At 32.8% G+C, this 23,513-nt stretch carries 13 protein-coding genes and 2 pseudogenes; 6 read left to right on the top strand and 9 right to left on the bottom strand.

Features of this window, described 5'->3' with window-relative positions:
* The first annotated feature begins 72 nt into the window (after positions 1–72).
* Entirely contained in the window at positions 73–2,052 is a 1,980-nt protein-coding gene (gene ligA / locus C6H31_RS03040; protein WP_104697320.1) for an NAD-dependent DNA ligase LigA, read from the top strand.
* A 35-nt stretch (positions 2,053–2,087) separates the two neighbouring features.
* On the opposite strand, the gene C6H31_RS03035 is transcribed toward ligA, so the two are convergent.
* Genes C6H31_RS03035 through typA form a run of 3 tightly spaced genes read right to left on the bottom strand, consistent with a single transcriptional unit; the run spans position 2,088 to position 6,883 of the window.
* Positions 2,088–4,457: a ribonucleoside-diphosphate reductase subunit alpha gene (locus C6H31_RS03035; protein ID WP_104697319.1), complete on the bottom strand. Its 2,370-nt coding sequence runs from the start codon at positions 4,455–4,457 to the stop codon at positions 2,088–2,090.
* Between the two features lie 9 nt (positions 4,458–4,466).
* Positions 4,467–5,081, bottom strand: coding sequence for an NAD(P)H-dependent oxidoreductase (locus tag C6H31_RS03030; RefSeq protein WP_104697318.1), 615 nt, complete (start codon positions 5,079–5,081; stop codon positions 4,467–4,469).
* Positions 5,081–6,883: a translational GTPase TypA gene (typA, locus tag C6H31_RS03025; RefSeq protein ID WP_104697317.1), complete on the bottom strand. Its 1,803-nt coding sequence runs from the start codon at positions 6,881–6,883 to the stop codon at positions 5,081–5,083. Before typA ends, C6H31_RS03030 begins: the two co-directional genes overlap by 1 nt.
* Positions 6,884–7,071: 188 nt before the next feature.
* On the opposite strand from typA, the gene C6H31_RS03020 reads away from it, so the two are divergent.
* The 5 genes and pseudogenes from C6H31_RS03020 (at position 7,072) to purB (ending at position 12,691) form a co-directional block, all read left to right on the top strand.
* Complete coding sequence (locus tag C6H31_RS03020) at positions 7,072–7,860, top strand: hypothetical protein (RefSeq protein ID WP_104697316.1); 789 nt, start codon at positions 7,072–7,074, stop codon at positions 7,858–7,860.
* 29 nt (positions 7,861–7,889) lie between these two features.
* Positions 7,890–8,651, top strand: coding sequence for a flagellar hook-length control protein FliK (gene fliK / locus C6H31_RS03015; RefSeq protein WP_104697315.1), 762 nt, complete (start codon positions 7,890–7,892; stop codon positions 8,649–8,651).
* Positions 8,652–8,662: 11 nt separating this feature from the next.
* Positions 8,663–9,469, top strand: a pseudogene (gene flgD, locus C6H31_RS03010) (flagellar hook assembly protein FlgD); the annotation flags it as partial.
* Between the two features lie 10 nt (positions 9,470–9,479).
* Positions 9,480–11,279, top strand: coding sequence for a flagellar hook-basal body complex protein (locus tag C6H31_RS03005; RefSeq protein WP_104697313.1), 1,800 nt, complete (start codon positions 9,480–9,482; stop codon positions 11,277–11,279).
* A gap of 83 nt (positions 11,280–11,362) precedes the next feature.
* The gene (purB, locus tag C6H31_RS03000) at positions 11,363–12,691 is read left to right on the top strand and encodes an adenylosuccinate lyase (protein ID WP_104697312.1); all 1,329 of its coding nucleotides are present in this window, start codon (positions 11,363–11,365) and stop codon (positions 12,689–12,691) included.
* A gap of 403 nt (positions 12,692–13,094) precedes the next feature.
* Here purB and C6H31_RS02995 read toward each other — a convergent pair whose 3' ends face one another.
* The 6 genes and pseudogenes from C6H31_RS02995 to groES form a co-directional block, all read right to left on the bottom strand.
* Entirely contained in the window at positions 13,095–17,000 is a 3,906-nt protein-coding gene (locus tag C6H31_RS02995) for an autotransporter outer membrane beta-barrel domain-containing protein (RefSeq protein WP_104697311.1), read from the bottom strand.
* Between the two features lie 1,007 nt (positions 17,001–18,007).
* The gene (locus C6H31_RS02990) at positions 18,008–18,916 is read right to left on the bottom strand and encodes a c-type cytochrome (protein ID WP_104697310.1); all 909 of its coding nucleotides are present in this window, start codon (positions 18,914–18,916) and stop codon (positions 18,008–18,010) included.
* Positions 18,913–20,145, bottom strand: a complete 1,233-nt coding sequence (locus C6H31_RS02985; protein ID WP_104697309.1) for a cytochrome b — start codon at positions 20,143–20,145, stop codon at positions 18,913–18,915. Before C6H31_RS02985 ends, C6H31_RS02990 begins: the two co-directional genes overlap by 4 nt.
* Positions 20,146–20,155: 10 nt before the next feature.
* Positions 20,156–20,656: a ubiquinol-cytochrome c reductase iron-sulfur subunit gene (gene petA, locus C6H31_RS02980; protein WP_104697308.1), complete on the bottom strand. Its 501-nt coding sequence runs from the start codon at positions 20,654–20,656 to the stop codon at positions 20,156–20,158.
* A gap of 673 nt (positions 20,657–21,329) precedes the next feature.
* Positions 21,330–22,973, bottom strand: coding sequence for a chaperonin GroEL (gene groL / locus C6H31_RS02975; RefSeq protein WP_104697307.1), 1,644 nt, complete (start codon positions 22,971–22,973; stop codon positions 21,330–21,332).
* A 33-nt stretch (positions 22,974–23,006) separates the two neighbouring features.
* Positions 23,007–23,276 (bottom strand): annotated as a pseudogene (groES, locus tag C6H31_RS02970) (co-chaperone GroES); the annotation flags it as partial.
* Positions 23,277–23,513: the final 237 nt, after the last annotated feature.

The raw sequence follows: 23,513 nt of genomic DNA, 5'->3' as shown, positions 1-23,513 counted from the left end.
AAATTTTTAAATTTATAATCGTGCTATAATACTGAAACTCTAACTAATCACTGAATACTTAAAGAAAATAAAATGATAGCAGATAAAGAAACCTATAAAGAAAAAGTTAAATTATTAACAAAGATGGCATATCACTACTATGTTTTAGATGACCCTATTGCAAGTGATGAAGAATATGATATTTTGTATCATCAAGTAAAAAAATATGAAACCATTCATCCTGAAGAAATCATAGCTTCCTCTCCTACACAAAGAGTAGGAATGCCTCCGCTTGAAGACTTTGAAAAAAATTCTCACATCCAAAGAATGTGGAGTCTAGATGATGTCTTTAATTTTGAAGAGTTGCAAGAGTGGTGCCAAAGAATCTATAAAAATTATCCCGATGCAGTTTTTACCTGTTCTCCAAAATTTGATGGCGCATCTTTGAATCTTTTTTACAATAAAGGAAAGCTAATAAGTGCTACAACAAGAGGAGATGGAATTACTGGTGAGCTTGTAACTCAAAATGCAAAAACCATCCAATCCATTCCTCTAGAAATCCCCTATCTAGATGCTATAGAGATTCGTGGAGAGGTTGTTATCACAAAAGAAAATTTTGAGAGAATAAATCTTGAGAGATTAAATAATAATGAAAGCGTCTTTGCAAATCCCAGAAATGCTGCAGCAGGAAGTATGAGACAGCTTGATAGCTCAATTGTTGCACAAAGAAAATTACGCTTTATTCCTTGGGGTTTTGGCCAGCACAATCCCACTTCTTCAAGCTTTTTTGAAAGTATGCAAAAAATTCTATCCTTTGGCTTTTATCCCATACCTTTTATCAAACTCTGCAAAGACGTCACTTCCATTCAAGCATATTATGAAGAGATTATGAAAATGCGTCAGGATTATCCGATGATGCTTGATGGTATGGTAATTATGCTAGATTCATTTAAACAACAAAGTAGGTTGGGTTTTACCATAAAATCCCCTAGATTTGCCTGTGCTTATAAATTTCCTGCGATTGAAAAAGTTACAAAAATACTCTCTATCACGCAACAAGTGGGAAGAACTGGGGTGATTACACCTGTAGCAGAATTACAACCTATAGAAATCGAGGGCGCTATTATCACAAGAGCTACTTTACATAACTATAAAGAGATACAAAAAAAGGATATCAGAATCTTGGATGATGTAATCATTATACGCAGTGGTGATGTGATCCCAAAAATTATCAAACCTCTTTATCAAAATAGAAATGGTCAAGAACAAGAGATTGTTGCACCAACCCATTGCCCTATTTGCAAAGAAGAGCTTTTAGTTGAAGATATTTTTATCCGTTGTCAAAATCTACTTTGTGAAGCAAGGGTAAAAGAGAGTATTGTTCATTTTGCTTCAAAAAAAGCTCTTAATATTGATGGGCTTGGAGAAAAAATTGTATCCCAACTTTTTGATGCAAAAATTATTACAAATATTATAGATCTCTATAGTATTAATTATGAAGATTTGCTTGTACTAGAGGGTTGGAAAGAAAAAAAGGCAAAAAACCTCTTACAAGCTATTGCAAAAACAAAAAATATCCAATTATGGCGCCTGATTAATGCCTTAGGAATTGAACATATTGGAGAAGGAGCAAGTAAAAAAATTGCTCAAAGCTTTGGGCTTGATTGTTTTAAACAGGATTTTGATAGTATCATAGCCCTAGATGGTTTTGGGAAAGAAATGACAGAATCATTTCTAGAATTTGGAAGAGTGAATCAAAAGCTTATTGGAGTGCTTTTTGATATCCTTACTCCAGTAGCAACCACTCAAAATAAAAATCTTCAAAGCTTTTTTAGCAACAAAAGCATTGTATTAACTGGTTCTCTTGATCAGCCTAGAGAATTGATTAAAGAATTATTAGAAAATCTTGGGGCAAAGGTAGTAAGCGCTGTAAGCTCAAAAACCCATTTACTAATTTATGGAAAAGATGCAGGAAGCAAGTTGCAAAAAGCAAAAAGTCTTGGAATTACTCTATTAGATGAGCAAGAATTTTATAAAAAATTACAAGAAGAGGGCATCAAGTCCTTGATATAAAATCAAATAATAGCTTGAAAGATTCCTTCAAGCTATTATTGACAACTCTCACATTCTATAGTTCTATCTGCTATATCCTCTTTTGTCTCTGGACTTTCACTTCTTAAATAATAAGTAGATTTTAAGCCCAATTTCCACGCTAACATATAAATTTCATGCAAAGCCTTTATACTTGCATTCCCATCAAGCTTAATAAAAATATTAGTACTTTGTCCTTGATCTACCCATTTTTGACGCACAGCAGCAGCTTTAATGATTAATTTTTGATCCAATTCATAAGCAGGGGTGTAGAAATGCCAAGTATCAAGATTTAAATTTGGAACTACCACAGGAACCAGCCCACTAAGATTCTCTTCATACCATTTACGCTTATAAACAGGTTCAATAGTCTGTGTTGTTCCAACAAGTATAGAAATAGAGCTTGTTGGTGCGATAGCCATTAAATAACCATTTCTAATACCATCTCTTTTAACCTTTTCTCTCAAACTATTCCAATCATATTCTGTTCCAAATAATCCGCCTCTATCTACAAGTTTAATTGCCTCCTTATTTGCAACATCAATAGGAAAAATCCCCTTACTCCAGTTTGACCCATCAAACTGTGGATATTTGCCTTTTTCTACCGCAAGATTTGAGCTTGCTAAAATTGCGTTATAACTAATAGATTCCATAATCTCATCAATTTTTTTGAAATGTTCATCACTCCCCCAGTGAATCTGGTTTGTAGCAAGCATTTCAGCTTCTCCCATTAGACCAAGACCCACAGCACGATTTTCTAAATTTGTCGCTTTAACCTTTCTATTTGGATAGAAATTTAACTCTATGACATTATCAAGCATACGCATTGCAATTGGCACTACTCTTTCAATATCTTCTTTTGTATTAATCTTACTAAGATTGATGCTTGCAAGATTACATACTGCTGTATTACCATCTCTTTTGATGCGTTGAGAGATATAAACCTTTTTTCCCTTTAAAGTATCTAGGCTTGTAACCTTATTTGCCTTCTTCTCAATGCCTGCATCTGTAACAACAATCTCTTCTTCTTCAAAGATTTCTTTGCTTCCATCTTCATATTCAATCTCAACTAAATAATGATTTGGTTGTGTATTCTGGAAAATCTCTGTGCAAAGATTTGAGCTTCTTATAATTCCACAATGTTTATTTGGATTTGCTCGATTTGCATTATCTTTGAAACATAAAAATGGCAACCCTGTTTCAAAATAATTTGTTAGTATTCTTTTCCATAACTCTTTTGCACTAACCTGCTCTTTTAAAATATTTTCATCTGCTTCCAATTCCAAATATCTTTTTTCAAAATCTTCGCCATATAACTCTGTAAGTTCTTTACATTGATAAGGATCAAATAATGTCCAAAGTGCATCTTCCTCAATCCTCTTCATAAATAAATCACAAATCCACAAAGCAGGAAAAAGGTCATGCGTTCTTCTTCTTTCTTCTCCACTATTTTTTCTCAATTCAATAAATTCTTGAACATCTGTATGCCAAATCTCCAAGTAGGTAGCAATTGCACCTTTTCTGGTTCCAAGTTGATCTACAGCAATAGCCACATCATTTGTAATTTTCAAGAAAGGAACAACCCCTCCTGCAGCATTTTTATGTCCATCTATAAAGCTACCCAAACCTCTTACTTTAGAAAAATCCCAACCAATACCACCACCATATTTAGAGAGTAATGCCATCTCTTTATAAGCATCAAAAATTCCCTCAATATTATCTGGGGTGCTACCAATATAACAAGAACTTAATTGATGTCTGGGAGTTCTACCATTTGCTAAAGTTGGTGTTGCTGTGATTACTTCAAACTTTGAAATCACATCATAAAATTTTACTGCCCACTCATTACAATCTTTTTCATTTTGTGCTAAAAACATCGCTATTGCCATAAACATATGCTGTGGTAATTCAATGGGTTTATTTTTTCCATCCTTAAGCAAATAACGATCAAAAAGGGTTTTTACTCCCAAATAGTTAAATTGCAAATCCCTCTCAACATCAATCTTAGAATTCAAAAATTCTAAATCAAATTTCTCTTTTAAACCCTTAACTATTTTTCCTTCCTGCTCACCTCTCTCAAAATATTCTCTTAAATGTTTATAGCCTGTAAAACCACTTACCTTATGGTAAAGGTCATATAAAAATAATCTTGCAGCAACAAAGGTCCAATTAGGAGAATCAACATCAATTTTATCTACAGCTGTTTTAATTAAGGTTTGCTGGATTGCTTCTGTAGTAATCCCATCTTTAAAATATAACCTGCCTCCAACTTCAAGCTCACTCTGGCTTACCCCAGAAAGCCCCTTGACAGCACTAGAAGTATATTTATGTATTTTTGTGATATCTAAAGGCTCAATTCTTCCACTTCTCTTAACAACTGTGATCATTTATTCCTCCTATTGAATAATTTCTACAAACTCTTCCAAAGAAATTCTATACTTTGGCTTTTGATCATTTATCCGATATCCAAAAGCCAATACTAAAGCAATTCTTTCTATTTTTCTATCAATCTCTAAAAAATTTTCAAGTTCTTCTCTTCTAAAACCTTCCATATAACAAGAATCAATTCCCATAAAAGCAGCACAATTGACCATTGAACTTGCAACAATATAAGCTTGTTTCATACTCCAAGCTTCATAATCTCTTTGATCTTTAAAATAATCTTCCTGAAATGCCTGAAGTCTATCCATATATCTAAAATCAAGTCCTCTCTTAGACATAGAATCTTCAATATATTTAGAAGGTGCTTTAATATCTCTAACTTTAGATTTTAAAATTATTAAGTCGCTACAAGTAGTAATTTGTTGCTGATTCCAACAAATGGGTTGTATTTTTTCTTTTACCTCTTGATTTTTGATGAGTAAGATTCTTGTGTGTTCTAAACCAAAAGAGCTAGGGCTAAGTCTCCCTGCTTCTAAAATTGCCTCCATATCCTCTTTTGGTATCTTTTTATTTTCATCAAAGACTTTGCAAGCGTGTGCAAACTGCATTGATTGAATAAAGGCATTCATCACTTTCTAGCCATCCTTCTTCTTTCATTAGGATCTAAATATTTTTTTCTCACTCTAATATTTAAAGGTGTAACCTCTAAAATCTCATCATCTTCAATCCACTCCAAAGCTCTCTCTAGTGTTAATTCTCTTGGTGGAACAAGCTTAATTGCATCATCGCTTCCACTTGCACGCATATTTGTAAGATGCTTTGATTTAATAGGATTTACATCTAAATCATTATCACGACTATGCTCCCCTATCACCATACCAATATAAACCTTTGTTTGAGGCTGGATAAATAATACTCCTCTCTCTTGGATATTAAAGAGAGAGAATGCTGTAGCATCACCATTTTCCATTGAAACCAAAGCACCATTTTTTCTAGATTCTACACTTCCACTAAAAGGTCTAAAATCCAAGAAAGAGTGATTCATAACCCCCTCTCCCTTTGTGTCTGTCAAAAATTCACTGCGATATCCAATTAATCCCCTAGCAGGTATTTCAAACTCAAGTCTTGTATATCCCTCACCCATAGGATTCATTGCTTTCATCTCTGCTTTTCTACGCCCAAGTCGCTCAATAATTGTGCCACTAAAATCTTGCGGGGTATCAATCACCAAATGCTCAAATGGCTCCATTTTTACGCCATTTTCCTCTTTTATAATTACCTCTGGTCTTGATATAGAAAACTCAAAGCCCTCTCTTCTTAAATTTTCTGCCAAAATAGTAATTTGTAGCTCACCTCTACCACTAACCCTGAATTTACCTTCCCCCATTTCCTCACATCTCATCGCAATATTTGTTTGCATTTCTTTAAGTAGGCGATCTTTTATTTTATTAGCAGTAACATGCTTGCCCTCTAATCCTGCCAAAGGAGAATCATTTACAGCAAAATAAACACTCATTGTAGGTTCTTCTAGATGCATTGGATCTAATGGCATTGGATTATTTGGATCAACAATAGAATCCCCAACATCAATTGCATTAAAACCAGCAATTGCTACAATATCTCCCGCTTGAGCACTTTCAATCTCTGTTCTTGCAAGCCCTAAAAATCCAATAAGCTTTGTGATTCTCCCTGTTTCTTTTTTGCCATCACTCTTTGCAAGCAATACAGTCTCACCTTTTTTTACCTTTCCATTAAATACACGCGCAATACCAATTTTTCCTACATAGTTGTCATAATCTAATGTAAAAATTTGCATTTGCAATGCAGAATCTACGCTTCCACTTGGAACAGGAACATACTCTAATATCGCCTCAAATAAGGGTTCTAAATTTTTCTTTTCATCCTCTAGGTTTTTGATTGCATAACCATCTCTTGCTGCTGCATAGATAACAGGAAAATCAAGTTGTTCATCACTTGCCCCCATTGCAACAAATAAATCAAAAACTTCATCTACAACCCTATCAGGTTCTGCTGCAGGTTTATCAATTTTATTTACAACAACAATAGGACGGATTCCAAAACTTAATGCCTTCTTTACAACAAACTTTGTTTGAGGCATCACTCCTTCTTGGGCATCCACAAGCAATAAGACTCCATCAACCATTTTCAAAACACGCTCAACCTCTCCACCAAAGTCTGCGTGTCCAGGAGTATCAATGATGTTTATCTTAGTTCCCTTATAATTAATTGCTGTATTTTTAGAAAGAATTGTGATACCTCTTTCTCTTTCTAAATCATTACTATCCATCACTCTTTCATCTACCTGATCTCTATCACCAAAGGTTCCAGATTGTGTTAAAAGTCCATCTACCAATGTAGTTTTCCCGTGATCTACGTGTGCAATCACAGCTATATTTCTAATTTGTTGCATTGACTATTATCTCTCTTAATTAATTTTATTAAAATAATGTAGTATCAAAAGACAGGATTTTACAATAACTTATTTTAACCTACAATAAAAATAAACCTCACCTCCAAAAAATGAACAAATGAAATAATTTAAAAATGGAATTATTTTTGCTTGATGCTTTTCAAACATAAATTTTATGGAGTGATATCGTGGTAAGCAACATTAATACACAACAAGTAGAAAATACCTCTGCTCTACTCAAGGATAAAAAAACACAAACTCAAGAGATGGTAAAAAAGGAGCAAGAAAATTTTTCTAAGCTTATTCAAGAAAAAGCAAAAAATTCTCTAGCAGATAGTGAAAAGAAAGCAGAAAAAAAGGTAGATTCTGATTCTTCAAAAGAAACACTTCTTACACAAAGTGTTGCTTCACCCCAACCACAAGATACCAAAAATCTAAAGGATATACCTAGCTCTATCAATACTTCTTCAAGCTCCAATAAACCCAATAACAAAGCAGGTGAAAACAAAACTTTAGGAGATGTTCAACAACTTGCACAAGAAAATGATTTAAACCTACAAGATATGCAATTAGAAAAAGAGGACTCTCAAGATGCTCCAAAGCAAAATACAATGGGAACCCAAAATCTTTTAGAACAAAAGAAATTAACCAGTACTCTAAAAGCAACAACAATTAGTCAGCCTCTTGCACAAGCCCTAAAAGAAATTAGCTCAAAAGATAAAGAATCAAGAATGATGCAAAAATCAAGCAAACTAGAATATAAGCTTGAGAACAAAACCGAAAAAATAGCTGTAATACAAAGAGGAAAAAGTCTTCCAAAAAATATCGTAGATGCAAGGCTTAGAAATGAAAAAAGAGAAATGGCTTATCAAGATGCATTTAACAAGTTTGGAATCAAAGATTCTAAAGAAAATGTAAATGTATTGCAAGAAGCACTTCAAACAGAGGAGAAAAAAAAAAGTTTAGCAACCAGTTAAAAGTAGCTACCCTTGCTTCTTCTGGTGCTATGGCAGTATCAAAAACAAAGATTAAAAATCAAAAGAAAACAGCATCAAAAGAAAAATCAACCCCTATAAATCCTCAATCACAAAAATATACAAAAACCAAGCATCTAACAAAAAGTGCCAAAATAGATTCAGCAGATATGCATAAACAAACTATCAATCAAAATGATTTTAAAAATCCATCTCTTTTATCTCAAAATTTTGAAAATCCTATGGGCCCAAATTACTTATCAGAAGATTTTGGAGATAATTTTTTAGAGAATCTAGATAAAAGAGTGGAGCTTAAGGACAATAAGATTGAAGCAAAAAACCCTCAAGAAAATCCAATCACAATCCAAAAAAATACTTCTGATAAATTAACCTTACCAAAAACAACTCTCTCAAGTTTTGCACAACAAATCAAAGAAGCAATCAAAAACTATAAACCACCTATTACAAAGCTATCTTTAGACCTTAATCCAAAAAATCTGGGAAAAATAAAACTTACTATTACTCAAAAAGGAAAGGATTTAAAAATCAATATCACCTCTAATCAAAAAGCCATCACTCTTTTTGCTCAAAACCAAGTTGATTTGAAAAACAATCTCTTAAATATAGGTTTTAATAATGTGGATCTTAGCTTCTCTCAAAACAATTCCTCTCAAAAAGAAGACAGAAGACAACAAAAAAGGAACAAAAATAGCTTACAACAATACAAAGAGGTAAATAATATTGCCTCATCACAGTTTGATAGTCTTGAAATCACACTGCCAAAATATGCATAAGGAGAATTACAATGGCGATTGATTTAGCACAAATCACAGGCGCTACTGCTGCACAAGAAGCAAAAAAAGCAGAGCCTCCAAAAATTGCAAATGGACTAGATAAAGATGCTTTTATGAAACTTTTTTTAGAGCAATTAAAAAATCAAGATCCCACTGCTCCTATGGAAACTGACAAGATTATTACACAAACTGCACAACTCACTCAAGTTGAAATGCAAGAAGAAAACAAAAAAACCATGAAAGAAGTAGCCGCGGCAATGCAATCTACAAAAGAAACAAATGATGCACTAAAAACCTTTCAAACTGATCTAAAAAATACATTAGAAAAGTTAGATAAGGGAATGGATCAAAGTATTGATTCTAATGCTTATCTTGCACAAATTAGTGCATTAAATGCTGTTTCAATGATTGGAAAAATTGTTGAAACTGATGTAAATGGTATCAATATACAAGGAAGTGGTGAAGTAAATTTTGCACTTTATTTTGATGAACCAATTAATGCTTCTCAAGGAAAACCAACTATACAAATCTTTGATAAAGAAAAAAATCTAATCACCACTTTGCCAATTGAGGGCAAAGATGGTCAAGATGGTTATATAGCTTTTACTTGGAATGGGTTGGATGAAAAAGGTCAAAGAGTGCCTGAAGGAAGCTATGATATTCGTGCAGAATACAACCTTAGTCCCACAACAAATAAATATAAGCAATCTCGTGTAGGAAGAGGAGCTGTAGATAGCATCATCTTTGACAAGGGTAAGCCAATGATAAAAATGGGTGCGATGATTTTACCAATGGATAGCGCAATAGAATTCTATGAGAAGGGTGCAAATGAACAACACAATTCTTAATTCTTATAGTGGAATAAAAACTCACCAATTTGGTCTTGATAGTGTTTCTAATAACATTGCCAATGTCAATACTCTAGGCTATAGAGAAAATATTCCAGAATTTAAGTCCTTGCTAAGTCAGCATATTGATTCCATAAACTCTAATACTGTAAGCAGTGATAGTAATTTTGGAGTTAGTGCTTCAAGTAATGCCATTTCTACAAAAAATGGAAATTATAAGCCAAGTGATGGAGAGTTTGATGTAGCCTATAGTGGAAAAGGTTGGTTTGTTGTAGGAAAAAATCAAAATGGTAGTATGACAATTAATGAAGATGGTTATGAGGCAAATCAATCCAATTTCTTTACTAGAGATGGGTCTTTTAGTCGTGATGCTGATGGCTATATTGTCAATGCAAGTGGATATTACCTTTATGGTGTTGATTTAGGAAAAATCAAGGGACAAAACTTTGAAAATACAAACTCACCAGAAGAAGATCTTAAGGCTCTAAGTGCCAATACTCTTAAGCCTCTTAGAATCCCTCAAGATCTACACTATCAGCCAACAGAAACAAAAAAAGTGGATATTGCACTCAATCTAAACCCTACGCAAAACCCTGCCTCTTTGCAAGATTTTTTATTTGAGGAGGATGGAAGTTTTAACCAAGAAAATCTTGATAATCTAGATCTTAATACTCTCTTTAATTTTCAAAAAGAACCTCTTGATGCAAGAGTAAATAATGATATACGTATTACAATTAAGCAGGGTGAAGAGAGTAAAGAGGTTACTCTAAAATATGGGAATGATGGCGCAAGCAATAATCAATTTAAAACCTTTAAAGATTTAAAAGAATTGCTCAAAGCACAGACAGGTTTAGATTTAGATATTTCACGAGACAATCAGGGTAATCCCAGCAAACCCATTTCTCTTGAAATTAAAAATCCTTTAGATACTATTCAACTTACTTTGGGTGGAAAATTTATCGATAAACTAGGTTTAAACACTGCAGATTTAGAGATGAGAAAAGATGATAAACAAGCAACAAACCCTCTTTATGTTGGAGCTTTTGTATCAAATTCTGAGATTTTTGATGAAGATGGAGAAAAGTTCATTCTTCAAACAAAATTTTTCTTGCATCAAACAGGAAACAAAGAAGAAAATCAAAAATGGATCACAAAAACTGCTATTTTTGATAAAAGTGGTGAAACTATGGTAAGCAAAGAACATATTAATGGGGCTATCACATTTGATTCTGACAATAAAGCTTCAGCTGACCCTATTGAGATTGATTTTAAAGATTCAAAAATCACATATTCTTTTGCAGGAGCCAAAGATAAAACAACCACAAACTACAACTATCAAGACTCTGGAATCTTAAAAACAGATACTGATGGTAGGCCTAAGGGCAAAATGATGGATCTAAAAATAGATGAAAATGGAATCATTACACTTTTTTTTGACAATGGAGAAAGCGCTCCTATGGGCCGCATAGGCATTACTGCTTTTATCAATGATCAAGGACTAAAAAAGGTAGGTGGAAATTTATTTGAGATATCTCAAGCCACAAACAATCAAGGTGATAATAAGATTTTAAGCGGTGCTCCTATACTTGGATGGGATGAAAATAATAACGGGCAACTTAAATTTGGGAAAGTTATGCATAAATATCTTGAAACAAGCAATACTGATGTTACAAGTGCCCTAACCAACCTTATTTTAATGCAAAGAGGGTATTCTATGAATGCTAAGGCATTTGGAACAGGGGATGATCTCATAAAAGAAGCAATTAACCTTAAAAAATAGTTGTTTTTTTTAGTTTTTAGTCTTTTCTTATTTTTTGGTATTATTCTCACTTACTAAATTTCACATAGAACAAAGAGGGTTGTATGGTAGAGAGATATGCAAGAGAGGAAATGAAAAAGATTTGGGACTTAAATGCTAAATATAGCGCTTGGCTTGAAGTAGAAAAAGCTGTAGTTAAAGCTTGGAATAAACTAGGATTCATACCCGATGATGATTGTGAAAAAATTGTCAAAAATGCTAAGTTTGATATCCAAAGGATTGATGAAATTGAGCAAATTACCAAGCATGATTTAATTGCTTTTACTACTTCTGTAGCAGAATCTCTTGGAGAGGAATCGCGTTTTGTGCATTATGGGATTACTTCTAGCGATTGTATTGATACTGCAGTTGCACTTCAAATGCGAGATAGTCTAAAAATTATTATCCAAGATGTAGAAAATCTGTTACAAAGCTTGAAACAAAGAGCTTATGAGCATAAAAACACCCTGATGGTTGGAAGAAGCCACGGAATCCACGGAGAACCTATTACATTTGGTCTTGTAGTAGCAATCTGGTATGATGAAATAGCACGCCATCTTCAAGCATTAAAGCATACTTTACCTTTAGTAAGTATGGGGGCAATTAGTGGTGCTATGGGAAATATGGCTCATACTCCTATAGAGCTAGAAGAAATTGTATGCAAGGAACTTGGCCTTATCCCTGCAAAAATTTCTAATCAAGTAATACAAAGAGATACTTATGCAAGATTAATGAGTGATTTGGCTCTGCTTGCAAGTAGTTGTGAAAAAATTGCTGTTGCGATCCGACATTTTCAAAGGACAGAAGTCTATGAGGCTGAGGAATTCTTTAGTAAAGGACAAAAAGGAAGCTCTGCAATGCCCCATAAAAGAAATCCAGTTTTAAGTGAAAATATCACAGGACTTTGTAGGATGATAAGATCCTATGCGGTACCTGCTATGGAAAATGTTGCCTTATGGCACGAAAGAGATATCAGTCACTCTAGTGTAGAGCGATTTATCCTACCAGATTCTTTTATCACTACTGATTTTATGCTACATCGCCTAAATAGTCTTATCCAAAATCTCGTGATATATCCTGAAAATATGTTAAAAAATCTAAATCTCACAGGTGGATTAGTCTTTTCTCAAAGAATACTTCTAGAACTTCCCAAAAAAGGAGTGAGTAGAGAAGATAGCTATAAAATAGTCCAAAGAAATGCAATGAAAGTTTGGCAAGATTTACAACAAGGAAAATCAAGCTTAAATCAAAAAGGTGAGAGTCTTTACTTACAGTATCTCTTAGAAGATGCAGAGCTAATCAATCTCATAGGAGAAAAAACTATAAGAGAATGCTTTGAGTATAGTTATTACACAAAAAATATAGATAAAATCTTTAATCGCGTGTTTGGCTAGATTTTGTTTTTGAGTTTTATTATCCTATAAGTGTCTTATCTCCTTGTTATCTTTAAAATTATTTGATAGCAAGGAGATATTTTTCTCTCTCTTACCACCACTTGATGACATTATTATATAAAGGAGTTGGTTATTAAGATATGCCCAAAACTTTCAAAAAAGCATATCTTGCTTGAGTTAAATTGTAATCTTTGTCTTTCTAAAGATATTTCGGACGAGGATTTTTTACAAAATCCCTAAAAAAATGAATGAAAAGGGTATCAAGTGGTGGCAAGAGAAAGAAAAGTTTCTCTTTTAGTTTTTAAAGAACATTGATGCATTGCATCTTTTAGTTTTTTTCCTCCTTTATCTGATCAATAACCCTAACTCTAATGAGAATTAAGGCTATTGCTTAGATTAAAATTTATTCCACTACAATCACATTGGCATCTGAATCTAATTCTTTTAATATGCCTTGCATTTGATCTTTTTGCTCTAATGCATCCTGCTCGCTATCAAATGGACCTACTAGATAAGTCTTATTTTCATTATCTGTTTTTACTCTTAAATCCTCTATCTTTTTTAAGACATTCATTTCTTTTTTAGAGAGCTTGTCTTTAGAGAATAATTCTAAATAATAACCACTGGTTGGCTCTATTTCTTTAATAGTTTCTACTTGCTCAATTTCTGTTGTAGAAACCTCATTATATGGAGTATATTTTGAAGCACCAAAGCTATATCTATATCCAAGATTTACTTGATAATCTGTAATAATCTTTCCTCCAAAGCTCTTTTCAAAATCAAAATAGATTCGATGATTGTCTTTAATGGAGAAATTAGTTCCTACATTTAAAACAAATCTAGAAGTAGTTGATAATGGAGAAAGTGATACTTTTGCATTATATTTATCTGTTAAAGATACATCTCCACCAGAAATATAATCATTGACAAAATAAGTTCCTAGATAAAGTTTAGAATTAAAGCCCTTATCTTGAGTAAAGTTTTTAAAGTCATATCCAAAGCTAGATCCTACTCTAGTTCTTACAGTAAGGATAGAATTTTGAACTCCATCTAAAGTTGCTTGACCTAGTTTTTGTTTTAAATCAGATTGATTTAAATAACCCGATGCTACTTCTACTTGAGGCTCAACAAAGATTTCTTTAAAACTTCCAAATAAGAATCTATAACCAAACTCTTGAGAGAAAGTAACTGCAAAGTTATCAGTATCATAAGTTTCAGTTTGTCCTAAAAGATCTAATTTAGAAGTGATGCGACTAAACTTTAAGATACTATCGCTATAAAATCCATTCTTCCATCCGCTCCCTCTGCTAGCTCCATCTTGAACATAGGCATTATAGATAGCAAATTCCATTGCATTGGAATTAATTCTTTTAATCCCTCTTGTCATATCTAAACCATTGTTTGCTCTATCATTAATGCTTTTAGTATCTGTAATAGAGTTTGCATAACTAAATGCAAAACCTAAATAATTATTAGCCCCATTAGACCCAAATGCATAATCATAACCAGCTTGGATTGTAGTATAAATACTCTTTGTTTCAAGTGCAAATTTAGAAGTTTGCATACCATTAAATACTCTTATCCAAACACCTTGAGAATTAGCATTGTTTCTTAATTCTCCCATTCTTTTATTTAAAGAATTTAGATTTGCTAGATATAAATCATAATTTGCACTCAATGCTGAAGCACTAGCTAATTGATTTGCTAAAGATGCACCATTAGATTTAGCAGATCCTAGGAAATAAGTGGTATAGCCTGATCCACTTTGAGCATCTCTACCAGTAGTTTCTGTATCAAAATCATAGGTAACTAAACTAAAGCCATTAATAGAATCTGTAGTTTGCAGGGTAATTTCTGAGATATTTGCAACAGTAGCTAAGACTATATTATCTCTACTTCCTTGAGTATAAAGATCTTTTCCAATCAACTCATCTGGATTTCCTAAAACTCCTAGATAATGAATATCGCTATTATTTACACCATTTCCTTCAATAATGATTCTATCTGATTTAACACTAGAAGCATTTGGATTTACAGAAACAATAAACTTTACAGGTTTATTAGAACTTAGATTGCCAATTTCTAAAGTTTGGAAACTATCTTTTGAGACAAAATCTTCTTGCCATCTTGCTTGGCCTGATATATTAATCACCCCATCACCAACAGTGGTAAGATTACTAATTGTTTTAGTAGCATTACCTCCTATAAGGTTTAAGGCAGAGTTATTATCAAAATAAACTCTTGTTTCTCCCTTAAGATCTATGTTCCCATCAATGATTCCATCAACGATTCCATCAGAAGCTAGATTAATATTCACAGTGCCCTTGAAATTTGATGTTGTTTCTGATATTAGCTTATCACCTATTGATAAAACAGCATTATTACTAAAACTTAGGTTTAATGTTCCATAACTACTTGTGCTGAGAGCTTTTTCTATCCTTGTGCGATCGCCATTTAAATTAATTGCAATCACTCCATTACCACTTGTAATACCTCCATTAAGTATTGAGGATTTTGCATTAAAATTGACTGTAATAACAGAACTTACATCTCTAGTATAAATAAGCCCATCATTAATATTATTAGTTCTCTGGAGGGTTAAAATTACTTCATCTCCCTCAAAATTAATAATATTAGAACCCTTATTAAGAGCAATAATAGGATCTAGATCCTTTCCTTCTACATTATTTTTAATGGTTAAGGTGGCATTTTTAAGATTTAAAATATTGCGTCCTCCATATCTTACTTCCTCCTTATTCACTTCTGAAGAATTATCTGTTGTGATATAACCATTGATTATGCTATTTCCACCATTAAAAGTGATGATATTTTCGTGTATAAAATCCCCTACGCTTCCATTGGACTTTCTTGCAAAAATGTTTCCTGTGATAGTATTGGTTCCACCATTAAAAGTGATGATATTTGTTGCCTTGATTCTATTGATAGTAACGCTTGAATCTTCTGCGATAATTTCACCTACAATTGTATTATTAGCATGCCTGTTATTAAAGATTACTTCATTAATACTTGATTGTGCAAGTATTGCAGCCCTCTTTTCTGTTTTTTCAGGATCAACATTTTCAATCTTATTGTTAGAACCATTAAAAAATACTTCATTCTTGCCCTGAAAAGAAGATGAATAAATCAAATCTTTAAGGGAATCGCTTTTTGCAAGAATCTGCCCAATAACAGTTCCAGATTGCTCAAAAACAACCTTATTTGTTGCACTCATACTACCCTTTATAGAACCCCCTAAAGCCTCTATATTCCCTTCTAATTTTGCACCATCATCCTTAAAAATAACTTCATTATATCCCACTCTTTGGGCACGATCTCTATAGGTTTGAATATGTCCTTTCATCGAACCTTTTTCAAAAGTTACATGATTGCCTTTATTTCTATCAAGACTTAATCCATATCCACTACCATAAGAGATAATACTTCCTGTCAATGCAAATTCTGAGTTATTGGCTAGATTCATAAAAGTTATTTCTTTTCTCTGAAAATCATTCCCATTTAAATCACCAGACCCTGTTTGAATGTCACCTTGCATTTTTGTGCCATCAAAAACAATTGTAAGATCTTTAGTTCCTGGGATAGAAAGAACTTGTCCTCCAATATTACCAACAAGCATTCCATTCTTAATTGTGAGATTTCCACCCTTAATATCACTTGTGATATGTCCCTCAATCTTGCTTTCTGCTTGCATCAAGTCAAAAGTAACCATAGAACTTGAATTTAAAAAAATGTTACCCTTCATTCCATTTTTTAATTTTGCATCAAAGACATTATAAAATCCTTCACCTTTAATTTCTAAATCACCTTGAAATGAAGGATTGGAATTATTTGTATTACTTAAATCTAAAGTAAATTTTTTGTCATTTAATTCATCAAAATAAACCCGCAAAGAAGAAGTTTTAATGCCAACTCCATTGCTCTTAATAACCACAGATCTTGTATTTGCGTAAAAAACTGTTTCATTGCCATTGACTGAAGCATCTGAAATCATGTCACCAAAATAGCGAAACTTAAAAGCAAGATTTATCGTATCACCTTGAAGTTGTGGAGCATACATTCCAGAATCATCCTTCCAAGTTAGCTTATTTGTGATTACCTCATTTTCCAGATTTCCCACACAAAGAACAGGCGCACCATTATTTCCACTACAATTTGCATAAACAAAACTTGAACCAAGAAAAAGAGCTAATGAACTAGCGATAATAGGCTTAAAGATTGATTTTTGAGAAGTTTTTATAAGAGGATTTGTCAAAGAAACATTATCCTTCTCTTTTGATTTCTCTAAGTACATAACTAGATTCCTCCGTGATGTGAAAGTTATTTACAAATGTAAGTTTTATAGATTGAATTAGAAAAATTACGCCTGCATAGTTATTTTGGTTTTAGAATCTAGAACATAATTTTTATAAAACAAATTAATAACGACTTAACAAATGACCTATCTATTATAGTATTTACTGGATGTTTTTTGTTTAAAATATTCTTAAATAAAAGAGAATTAGAGGAAAAAATATTTTTTGACTTTTATATTTTTTTATGAAAATGCGATTCCTGCTTGTTTTGAGAGTTTCCAAAAAAAAATAGAAAAATTGTAAATTTTTGTAAAAAAATATGAATTTTTTTTAATTAAAAATCATTTTTATTATATTTTGATTGGTTTTTGCCTACTCTTTTGGTGCAAAAAATTAGTTTTTTGAATATTTTTAATTTTTTAAACCAGTTTTCACTCATCCTTTGTTTTATACTTTTTATAGTTAATTTTAATTTAGAATTAATTAATTATTTATTTATATTTGTTGAATCTATTCTGATTTTATTTTTTATAAAAGCTTGTATTACAATTGAAAATTATTAGTTAGAGATAAATTAAGCTTTATTTTGATGGCTTAATAATGGCATATCAAAAACTTCCTTGCAAGATTTATCATTCTCATATTTTCACTCAACTCTTTGCTAAAAAGAGATACTTAAAAACTATTAAATCAAAGATTTCACTACAGTAGATAAGAAGTATTTGAAAGCTTCAAAATGCTTCTTTTATCTAAATATAGCTTCTTGCAATTATTCTTTAATTGTGTAGTTATATTGGTATTCCTTGAAATTCTAAGAAGAAAAATTCATCTTTAAAATTAGAATTTTTAAAATATAAAATCTTTTACAAGGGTATAAAAATATTGATGAATTATCTTGAGTTAAAAATTTGATTTAATTGATTATTTATAAAAGTAGATTGCTTCTTGTCTAATTCTTACTTTCTATTTTAAAAAAAGCCATAGAGTGATCTATGGCTTCATAAAATTAGTGTAAATCTTTCCAGATCTTTCTCTTCCACGCATAAGCAAGAAGTGAGAACACTGCAAAGAAAATCATTATTTTAATTCCAAGTGCATCGCGCTCAGGCTTTTTGCTATCACCAACTTTTTCAATATAATCAATCACTTGGTTTTGTGCCTCCTCTGTAAGACCTACTCTAGGCATTGCAGTTCCGCTTAATTCCTTTTGTGGATCATTGATAAAAATATTTAGATACTTTTCACCCTTACTTCTGATCATCATTGACAAGTCAGGAGCTTTTGATCCAAGATATCTTGAAAGATCCTCATCTGGAGTAAGTGCAACCACCTTATCATACTTCATACTATGGCATCTCTGACAAGCTTGTTCAAATACTTCTTTATTGCTTAAATTCTTAGATGCAATAGATTGTAGATACGCAACAATATCTACCATTTCTTCTGTGCTTAAAATCCCTGTAAAGGCATTCATAGGATAGTCTGCTTTACCTTGATTTCCTTCCTCGCACTTTTGCGTATCCTCACCTTCGCAAACTACCTTAAATTTATGGCTAACAAGGCTAGCCTTTACTGGATCTGCAATAAAATGCACCAAAAATTTTGCATCCAAAATACCACCAATATTTGATAAATCAGGAGGAACTACACCAAAAGTAGATGCTGCTGAAGCCTCATCCATAGGAGCTTCTATACCTTCGGATTTGATACTATGGCAGGAAGCACAATTATCTGCAGTCAAGCTTTTACCCTTTTTGATATCTGCATTTTGCATATCAACACTACTTAAATCCTCAAAGTTAAAATCAGCAGGTGCAACCTTTGGGTGCATCTGTGAATGCGCTAGAGGTTCAACCCCCCAATAGATAATTCCAACAATTGCTACAATAATTGCCAAAATCTTTAGCTCTCTCATTTAACACCTCCTTTTCTCTCCATAATTGTGATGATAGGAAGTGCGACAAACATTAAGAATAAAAACCCTATTGAAGCACCAAAGCCAATGTAAGTATTAATACCCTCTGGAGGTAACTTACCATAAATTGTGAGTATTACAAGGTCAGCAATTAAAAGCCAAAACCAAACCACAAAACCTTTTCTTTTATGAGCTGGAGCTACAACATCACTTCTATCTAACCAAGGCAACATAAAAAATACAACTTGAGCAATACCAAAAGCAATCAAACCAAGATCTGCACTAAAGAAAAATCCTCTAAGTACTTCATAACTCCATAAGAAATACCATTCTGGATAAATATGTAAAGGTGTCTTTAAGTTATCTGCAGGTTCAAAATTGATTGGATCCATAGCAAAATCAAAGTGATAACACACAAGATAAAAGAAGAAGATCATAAAAACTGATACAACAAAGATGTCTTTTGAAAGAAAAACTGGCCAAAAAGGAATTACTTTAGATTCTTTTTTCTTATCTGCTAAATACTTTTCCTGTTCAACCTCAAAATCAAGCTCCTCACCCTCCTCATTATTTACATGAGGCACTCTCAAAGAATAAAAGTGAAATGCTATAAGACTTAAAATAACTATTGGTAAAAGACAAACATGAAGCATAAAGAATCTTGTAAGTGTAGAATCTGCAACAACATAATTTCCTCTCACCCACTCTACAACCTCTGGTCCTATAACAGGAATACCACCAAATAGATTAGTAATAACTGCTGCTGCCCAATAACTCATTTGTCCCCAAGGAAGCATATATCCACTAAATGCTTCTGCTGAAAAAACGACAAATAGTAACATTCCTCCCAACCAAATTACTTCTCTGCCTCTCTTATAAGATCCATAATAAATTGCAACAAACATATGAATGTAGATGATTACAAAAATCATACTTGCAGCAACTGCGTGTATATGTCTCCAAAGCCACCCATAAGCAACCTCTTGCATAATCGTATAATTTACACTATCAAATGCCAATTTTGCATCGGGCTTGTAATACATTAACAAAAATAATCCAGACACCAATAATAGTGTGAATAAAACCAACAAAACAACGCCCATTGCCCATAAAAAATTGATATTTTTTGGAATCCAATACTTTGTCATCATCACTTCAATCAGCTTTTTCAGCCCCATACGCTGATCAAGCCAATCCACTAAACCGTTAGCTTTCTTTATTTTTGCCATTTAATTCTCCTTATGCTTTTAACATCGCTTCATATTCTGAACCACTCTCACCCAACACAAGTTTCATACCATCAACCTTAAAAGGTGGTATATCAAAAGGCTTTGGTGGTGGGGTTCCTGCAACATTCACCCCATCAATATCAAAACGCCCACCATGACAAGGACAAAAGAAATCTTCTTTATTTGAATCAAAAATAGGAATACAACCCAAGTGTGTGCAAATTTGGATTCCTAAAGTAAAAACTGCATCTCCTATCTTAAAGTCTCTAGCAGCATTAAAACTTGCATCCGCCTTTTTTCTGATAATATATACAGGCTTTCCTCTCCACTCTGTATTGAAAAAATCTCCCTCTTTCATAGGGCTTAAATCTACAGTTGTAAAGCCCGCAGAAACAACACTAGGAAGAGGATCCCAAGTCTTTTTCATAGCGACCAAAGACGCAACAGCACCTGCAGCAGCCACACCCCCCAGTGTCATTCCTAAAAAATCTCTTCTTTTTATTTCGGCCATAGCCTTCTCCTTCTACTTCACATAAACTTGCTGATTTTAAAAGACAAAAATCGCGCTATTCTACTATAAAATTAATGAGAAAAAAATAAAATCTAAGGGTTTTATAAGGACTTTTTACACCCAATAGCCCCACCCTATAAAATCAAAAATACTCCTGTAAAATCTAGGGTACTTTTTAGTAAGCCCATCTTTTTGTAGTAGATTTTTTATGTTTTATGAGGTAGCAAAAATCACCAAAACTTTTACAAAAAAACTTTTTTTATTCTTTTTTTGGTTAAATCTATAGGTACTTTAAAGAAAATAATTAAGAAAATGCCACAGCTTTTTGCCTATTTGAACTCTTAAAATGATAAAACTCACTTTTTTCAGACACCTTTTAAATCCTGATACAAGATGAAAATTTTAATTGTATAAGCAAGATATTTAGGGTGGATTAGTCTTATTCAAAACAAAAATATACTTTTTTAAATAGTAGTTTTAAACATAGTTTATAAAGATTTTATTCTCTAAAAAATTATCCAAGTATCACAAGCATAAAACCATTTAATTCTATCAAAAATTAGGATTAAAAATAGCTCTAATATAATCCTCCCCTAGCAGTGCTAAGGGAGGTTTGAAAGTTTTAAAGTTAAAAGGCAGTTAAAAATTAAAAGAATTAATAGGGGGGGGGGGATTACATCATACCACCCATTCCTCCCATACCACCCATTCCTCCCATATCAGGCATTGCTGGAGCAGATGGCTTATCTTCTTTAATCTCATTGATTGTAGCTTCTGTTGTTAAAAGAAGGCTTGATACAGAAACTGCATTTTGTAATGCAACTCTTGTAACTTTTAGAGGGTCAATGATTCCTGCAGTAAACATATCTACATACTCACCATTGCTTGCATTGAAACCAAAAGCATCTTGCTTATTTTCTACCTCATTTACAACTACACCACTATCAAAACCTGCATTTGCAGCAATTTGTGCTAAAGGAGCTTTAATTGCTCTTTTGATGATATCATAGCCTATAGCCTCATCACCCTCAAGCTTTAAATTTACTTTTTGAGCAGCACGGATAAGAGCAGCTCCACCACCAATTACAATACCCTCTTCAACTGCAGCTTTTGTAGCACTTAAAGCATCATCTACGCGATCTTTTTTCTCTTTCATTTCTACTTCACTTGCTGCACCTACTTTAATTACTGCTACACCACCACTAAGTTTTGCTAGTCTTTCTTGTAGTTTTTCTCTATCATAATCACTTGTTGTGCTTTCAATTTGTGTGCGGATTTGAGCTACTCTTGCTTTTACCTCATCACTTGAACCCTTACCATCTACGATTGTTGTATTATCTTTATCAATTACAATTCTTGCAGCTTGACCTAAATCTTCAATTGTCGCAGATTCTAAAGTTTTACCTACTTCTTCGCTGATTACTTCACCACCTGTAAGAATTGCGATATCTTTTAACATTTCTTTTCTTCTATCGCCAAATCCAGGAGCTTTTACTGCTGCTACATTTAAAACACCTCGTAATTTATTTACTACAAGTGTAGTTAGTGCTTCACCTTCAATATCTTCTGCAACAATCAATAAAGGCTTTCCACTCTTCATTGTAGCTTCAAGTAAAGGTAGAATATCTTTCATTGAAGAGATTTTCTTATCTGTTAAAAGCACATATGCATTTTCAAGTTGAGTTGTCATTTTATCAGTATTAGTCACAAAATAAGGTGAAAGATATCCTCTGTCAAATTGCATACCCTCAACAACGCTTAGTTCATCGTTGATTCCTTTTGCTTCCTCTACAGTGATTACACCATCTTTACCTACTTTTTCCATTGCCTCTGCAATCAAACTTCCAATTTTTTCATCAGAGTTTGCAGAAATTGTAGCTACTTGTGCAATATCAGATTTTCCACCTACTTTTTTGCTTCCATTTTTAAGCTCTGCAATAATTGCTTCTACTGCTTTATCCATACCTCTTTTTACTTCTACAGGGTTTGCACCAGCAGTAATATTTCTAAGACCTTCTTTATAAATACTATAAGCTAGAACTGTAGCAGTAGTTGTTCCATCTCCAGCAGCATCTGCAGTTTTACTTGCTACCTCTTTTACTAGTTGAGCACCCATATTTGCAATCGGATCTGCTAGTTCTACTTCTTTTGCAACAGAAACACCATCTTTTGTAATAGTTGGAGCACCATAGCTTTTTTGAATCAATACATTACGACCTCTTGGCCCCATTGTTACTTTAACAGCATCGCTTAATTGCTTTACGCCCTCAAAAAGTTTATTTCTTGCATTATCACTAAATTTTATTTCTTTTGCCATTTTCTTCTCCTTAACAAACTTTATAAATTACTTACTCATGATTCCTAGTATATCTTCAAAATCCAATACGATATATTCTTTATTGTCTAGTTTAATTTCACTACCTTTATATTTTCCAAACACAACTGTATCACCATCTTTAATACATCCGCATTCTTCAGAAACTTTACCACCTATTGCCTTAACTACACCCATTAAAGGCTTTTCTTTTGCATTATCAGGAATGATAATACCCGAACTTGTCTTTGTTTCTTCCTCAAGTCTTTCTACAAGAACTCTCTTTCCAAGTGGCTTGAATTCCATCTTAAGCTCCTTAATCTAAATTTTGCATAATAAATTAGCACTTAAAAACTTTAAGTGATAGAATTCTAGTTTAATTTCATAAACAAGTCAAGACTTTATGAAATTAAAATAAATATAGTTTAGTCTTATGAACTAAACTATCCTAAATAATTTAAATAAACTTTTAGATTTTATAAAAAATAATTCCTAATAAATAAATCTAAAACAAAAAAACATACAAAACAAGAGAGCTGTAGT

It is taken from the genome of Helicobacter sp. 'house sparrow 1' (assembly GCF_900199585.1).
Taxonomy (GTDB): Bacteria; Campylobacterota; Campylobacteria; order Campylobacterales; family Helicobacteraceae; genus Helicobacter_H.
The sequence above is the reverse complement of the archived record's forward strand: the minus strand, read 5'-3'. Positions and strand labels throughout refer to the sequence as shown.

Excerpts from the sequence above, each read along its gene's own strand:
- ligA (WP_104697320.1), top strand. The coding sequence starts at position 73 with ATGATAGCAGATAAAGAAACCTATAAAGAAAAAGTTAAATTATTAACA.
- C6H31_RS03035 (WP_104697319.1), bottom strand. The coding sequence starts at position 4,457 with ATGATCACAGTTGTTAAGAGAAGTGGAAGAATTGAGCCTTTAGATATC.
- C6H31_RS03030 (WP_104697318.1), bottom strand. The coding sequence starts at position 5,081 with ATGAATGCCTTTATTCAATCAATGCAGTTTGCACACGCTTGCAAAGTC.
- typA (WP_104697317.1), bottom strand. The coding sequence starts at position 6,883 with ATGCAACAAATTAGAAATATAGCTGTGATTGCACACGTAGATCACGGG.
- fliK (WP_104697315.1), top strand. The coding sequence starts at position 7,890 with ATGGCAGTATCAAAAACAAAGATTAAAAATCAAAAGAAAACAGCATCA.
- C6H31_RS03005 (WP_104697313.1), top strand. The coding sequence starts at position 9,480 with ATGAACAACACAATTCTTAATTCTTATAGTGGAATAAAAACTCACCAA.
- purB (WP_104697312.1), top strand. The coding sequence starts at position 11,363 with ATGGTAGAGAGATATGCAAGAGAGGAAATGAAAAAGATTTGGGACTTA.
- C6H31_RS02995 (WP_104697311.1), bottom strand. The coding sequence starts at position 17,000 with ATGTACTTAGAGAAATCAAAAGAGAAGGATAATGTTTCTTTGACAAAT.
- C6H31_RS02990 (WP_104697310.1), bottom strand. The coding sequence starts at position 18,916 with ATGAGAGAGCTAAAGATTTTGGCAATTATTGTAGCAATTGTTGGAATT.
- C6H31_RS02985 (WP_104697309.1), bottom strand. The coding sequence starts at position 20,145 with ATGGCAAAAATAAAGAAAGCTAACGGTTTAGTGGATTGGCTTGATCAG.
- petA (WP_104697308.1), bottom strand. The coding sequence starts at position 20,656 with ATGGCCGAAATAAAAAGAAGAGATTTTTTAGGAATGACACTGGGGGGT.
- groL (WP_104697307.1), bottom strand. The coding sequence starts at position 22,973 with ATGGCAAAAGAAATAAAATTTAGTGATAATGCAAGAAATAAACTTTTT.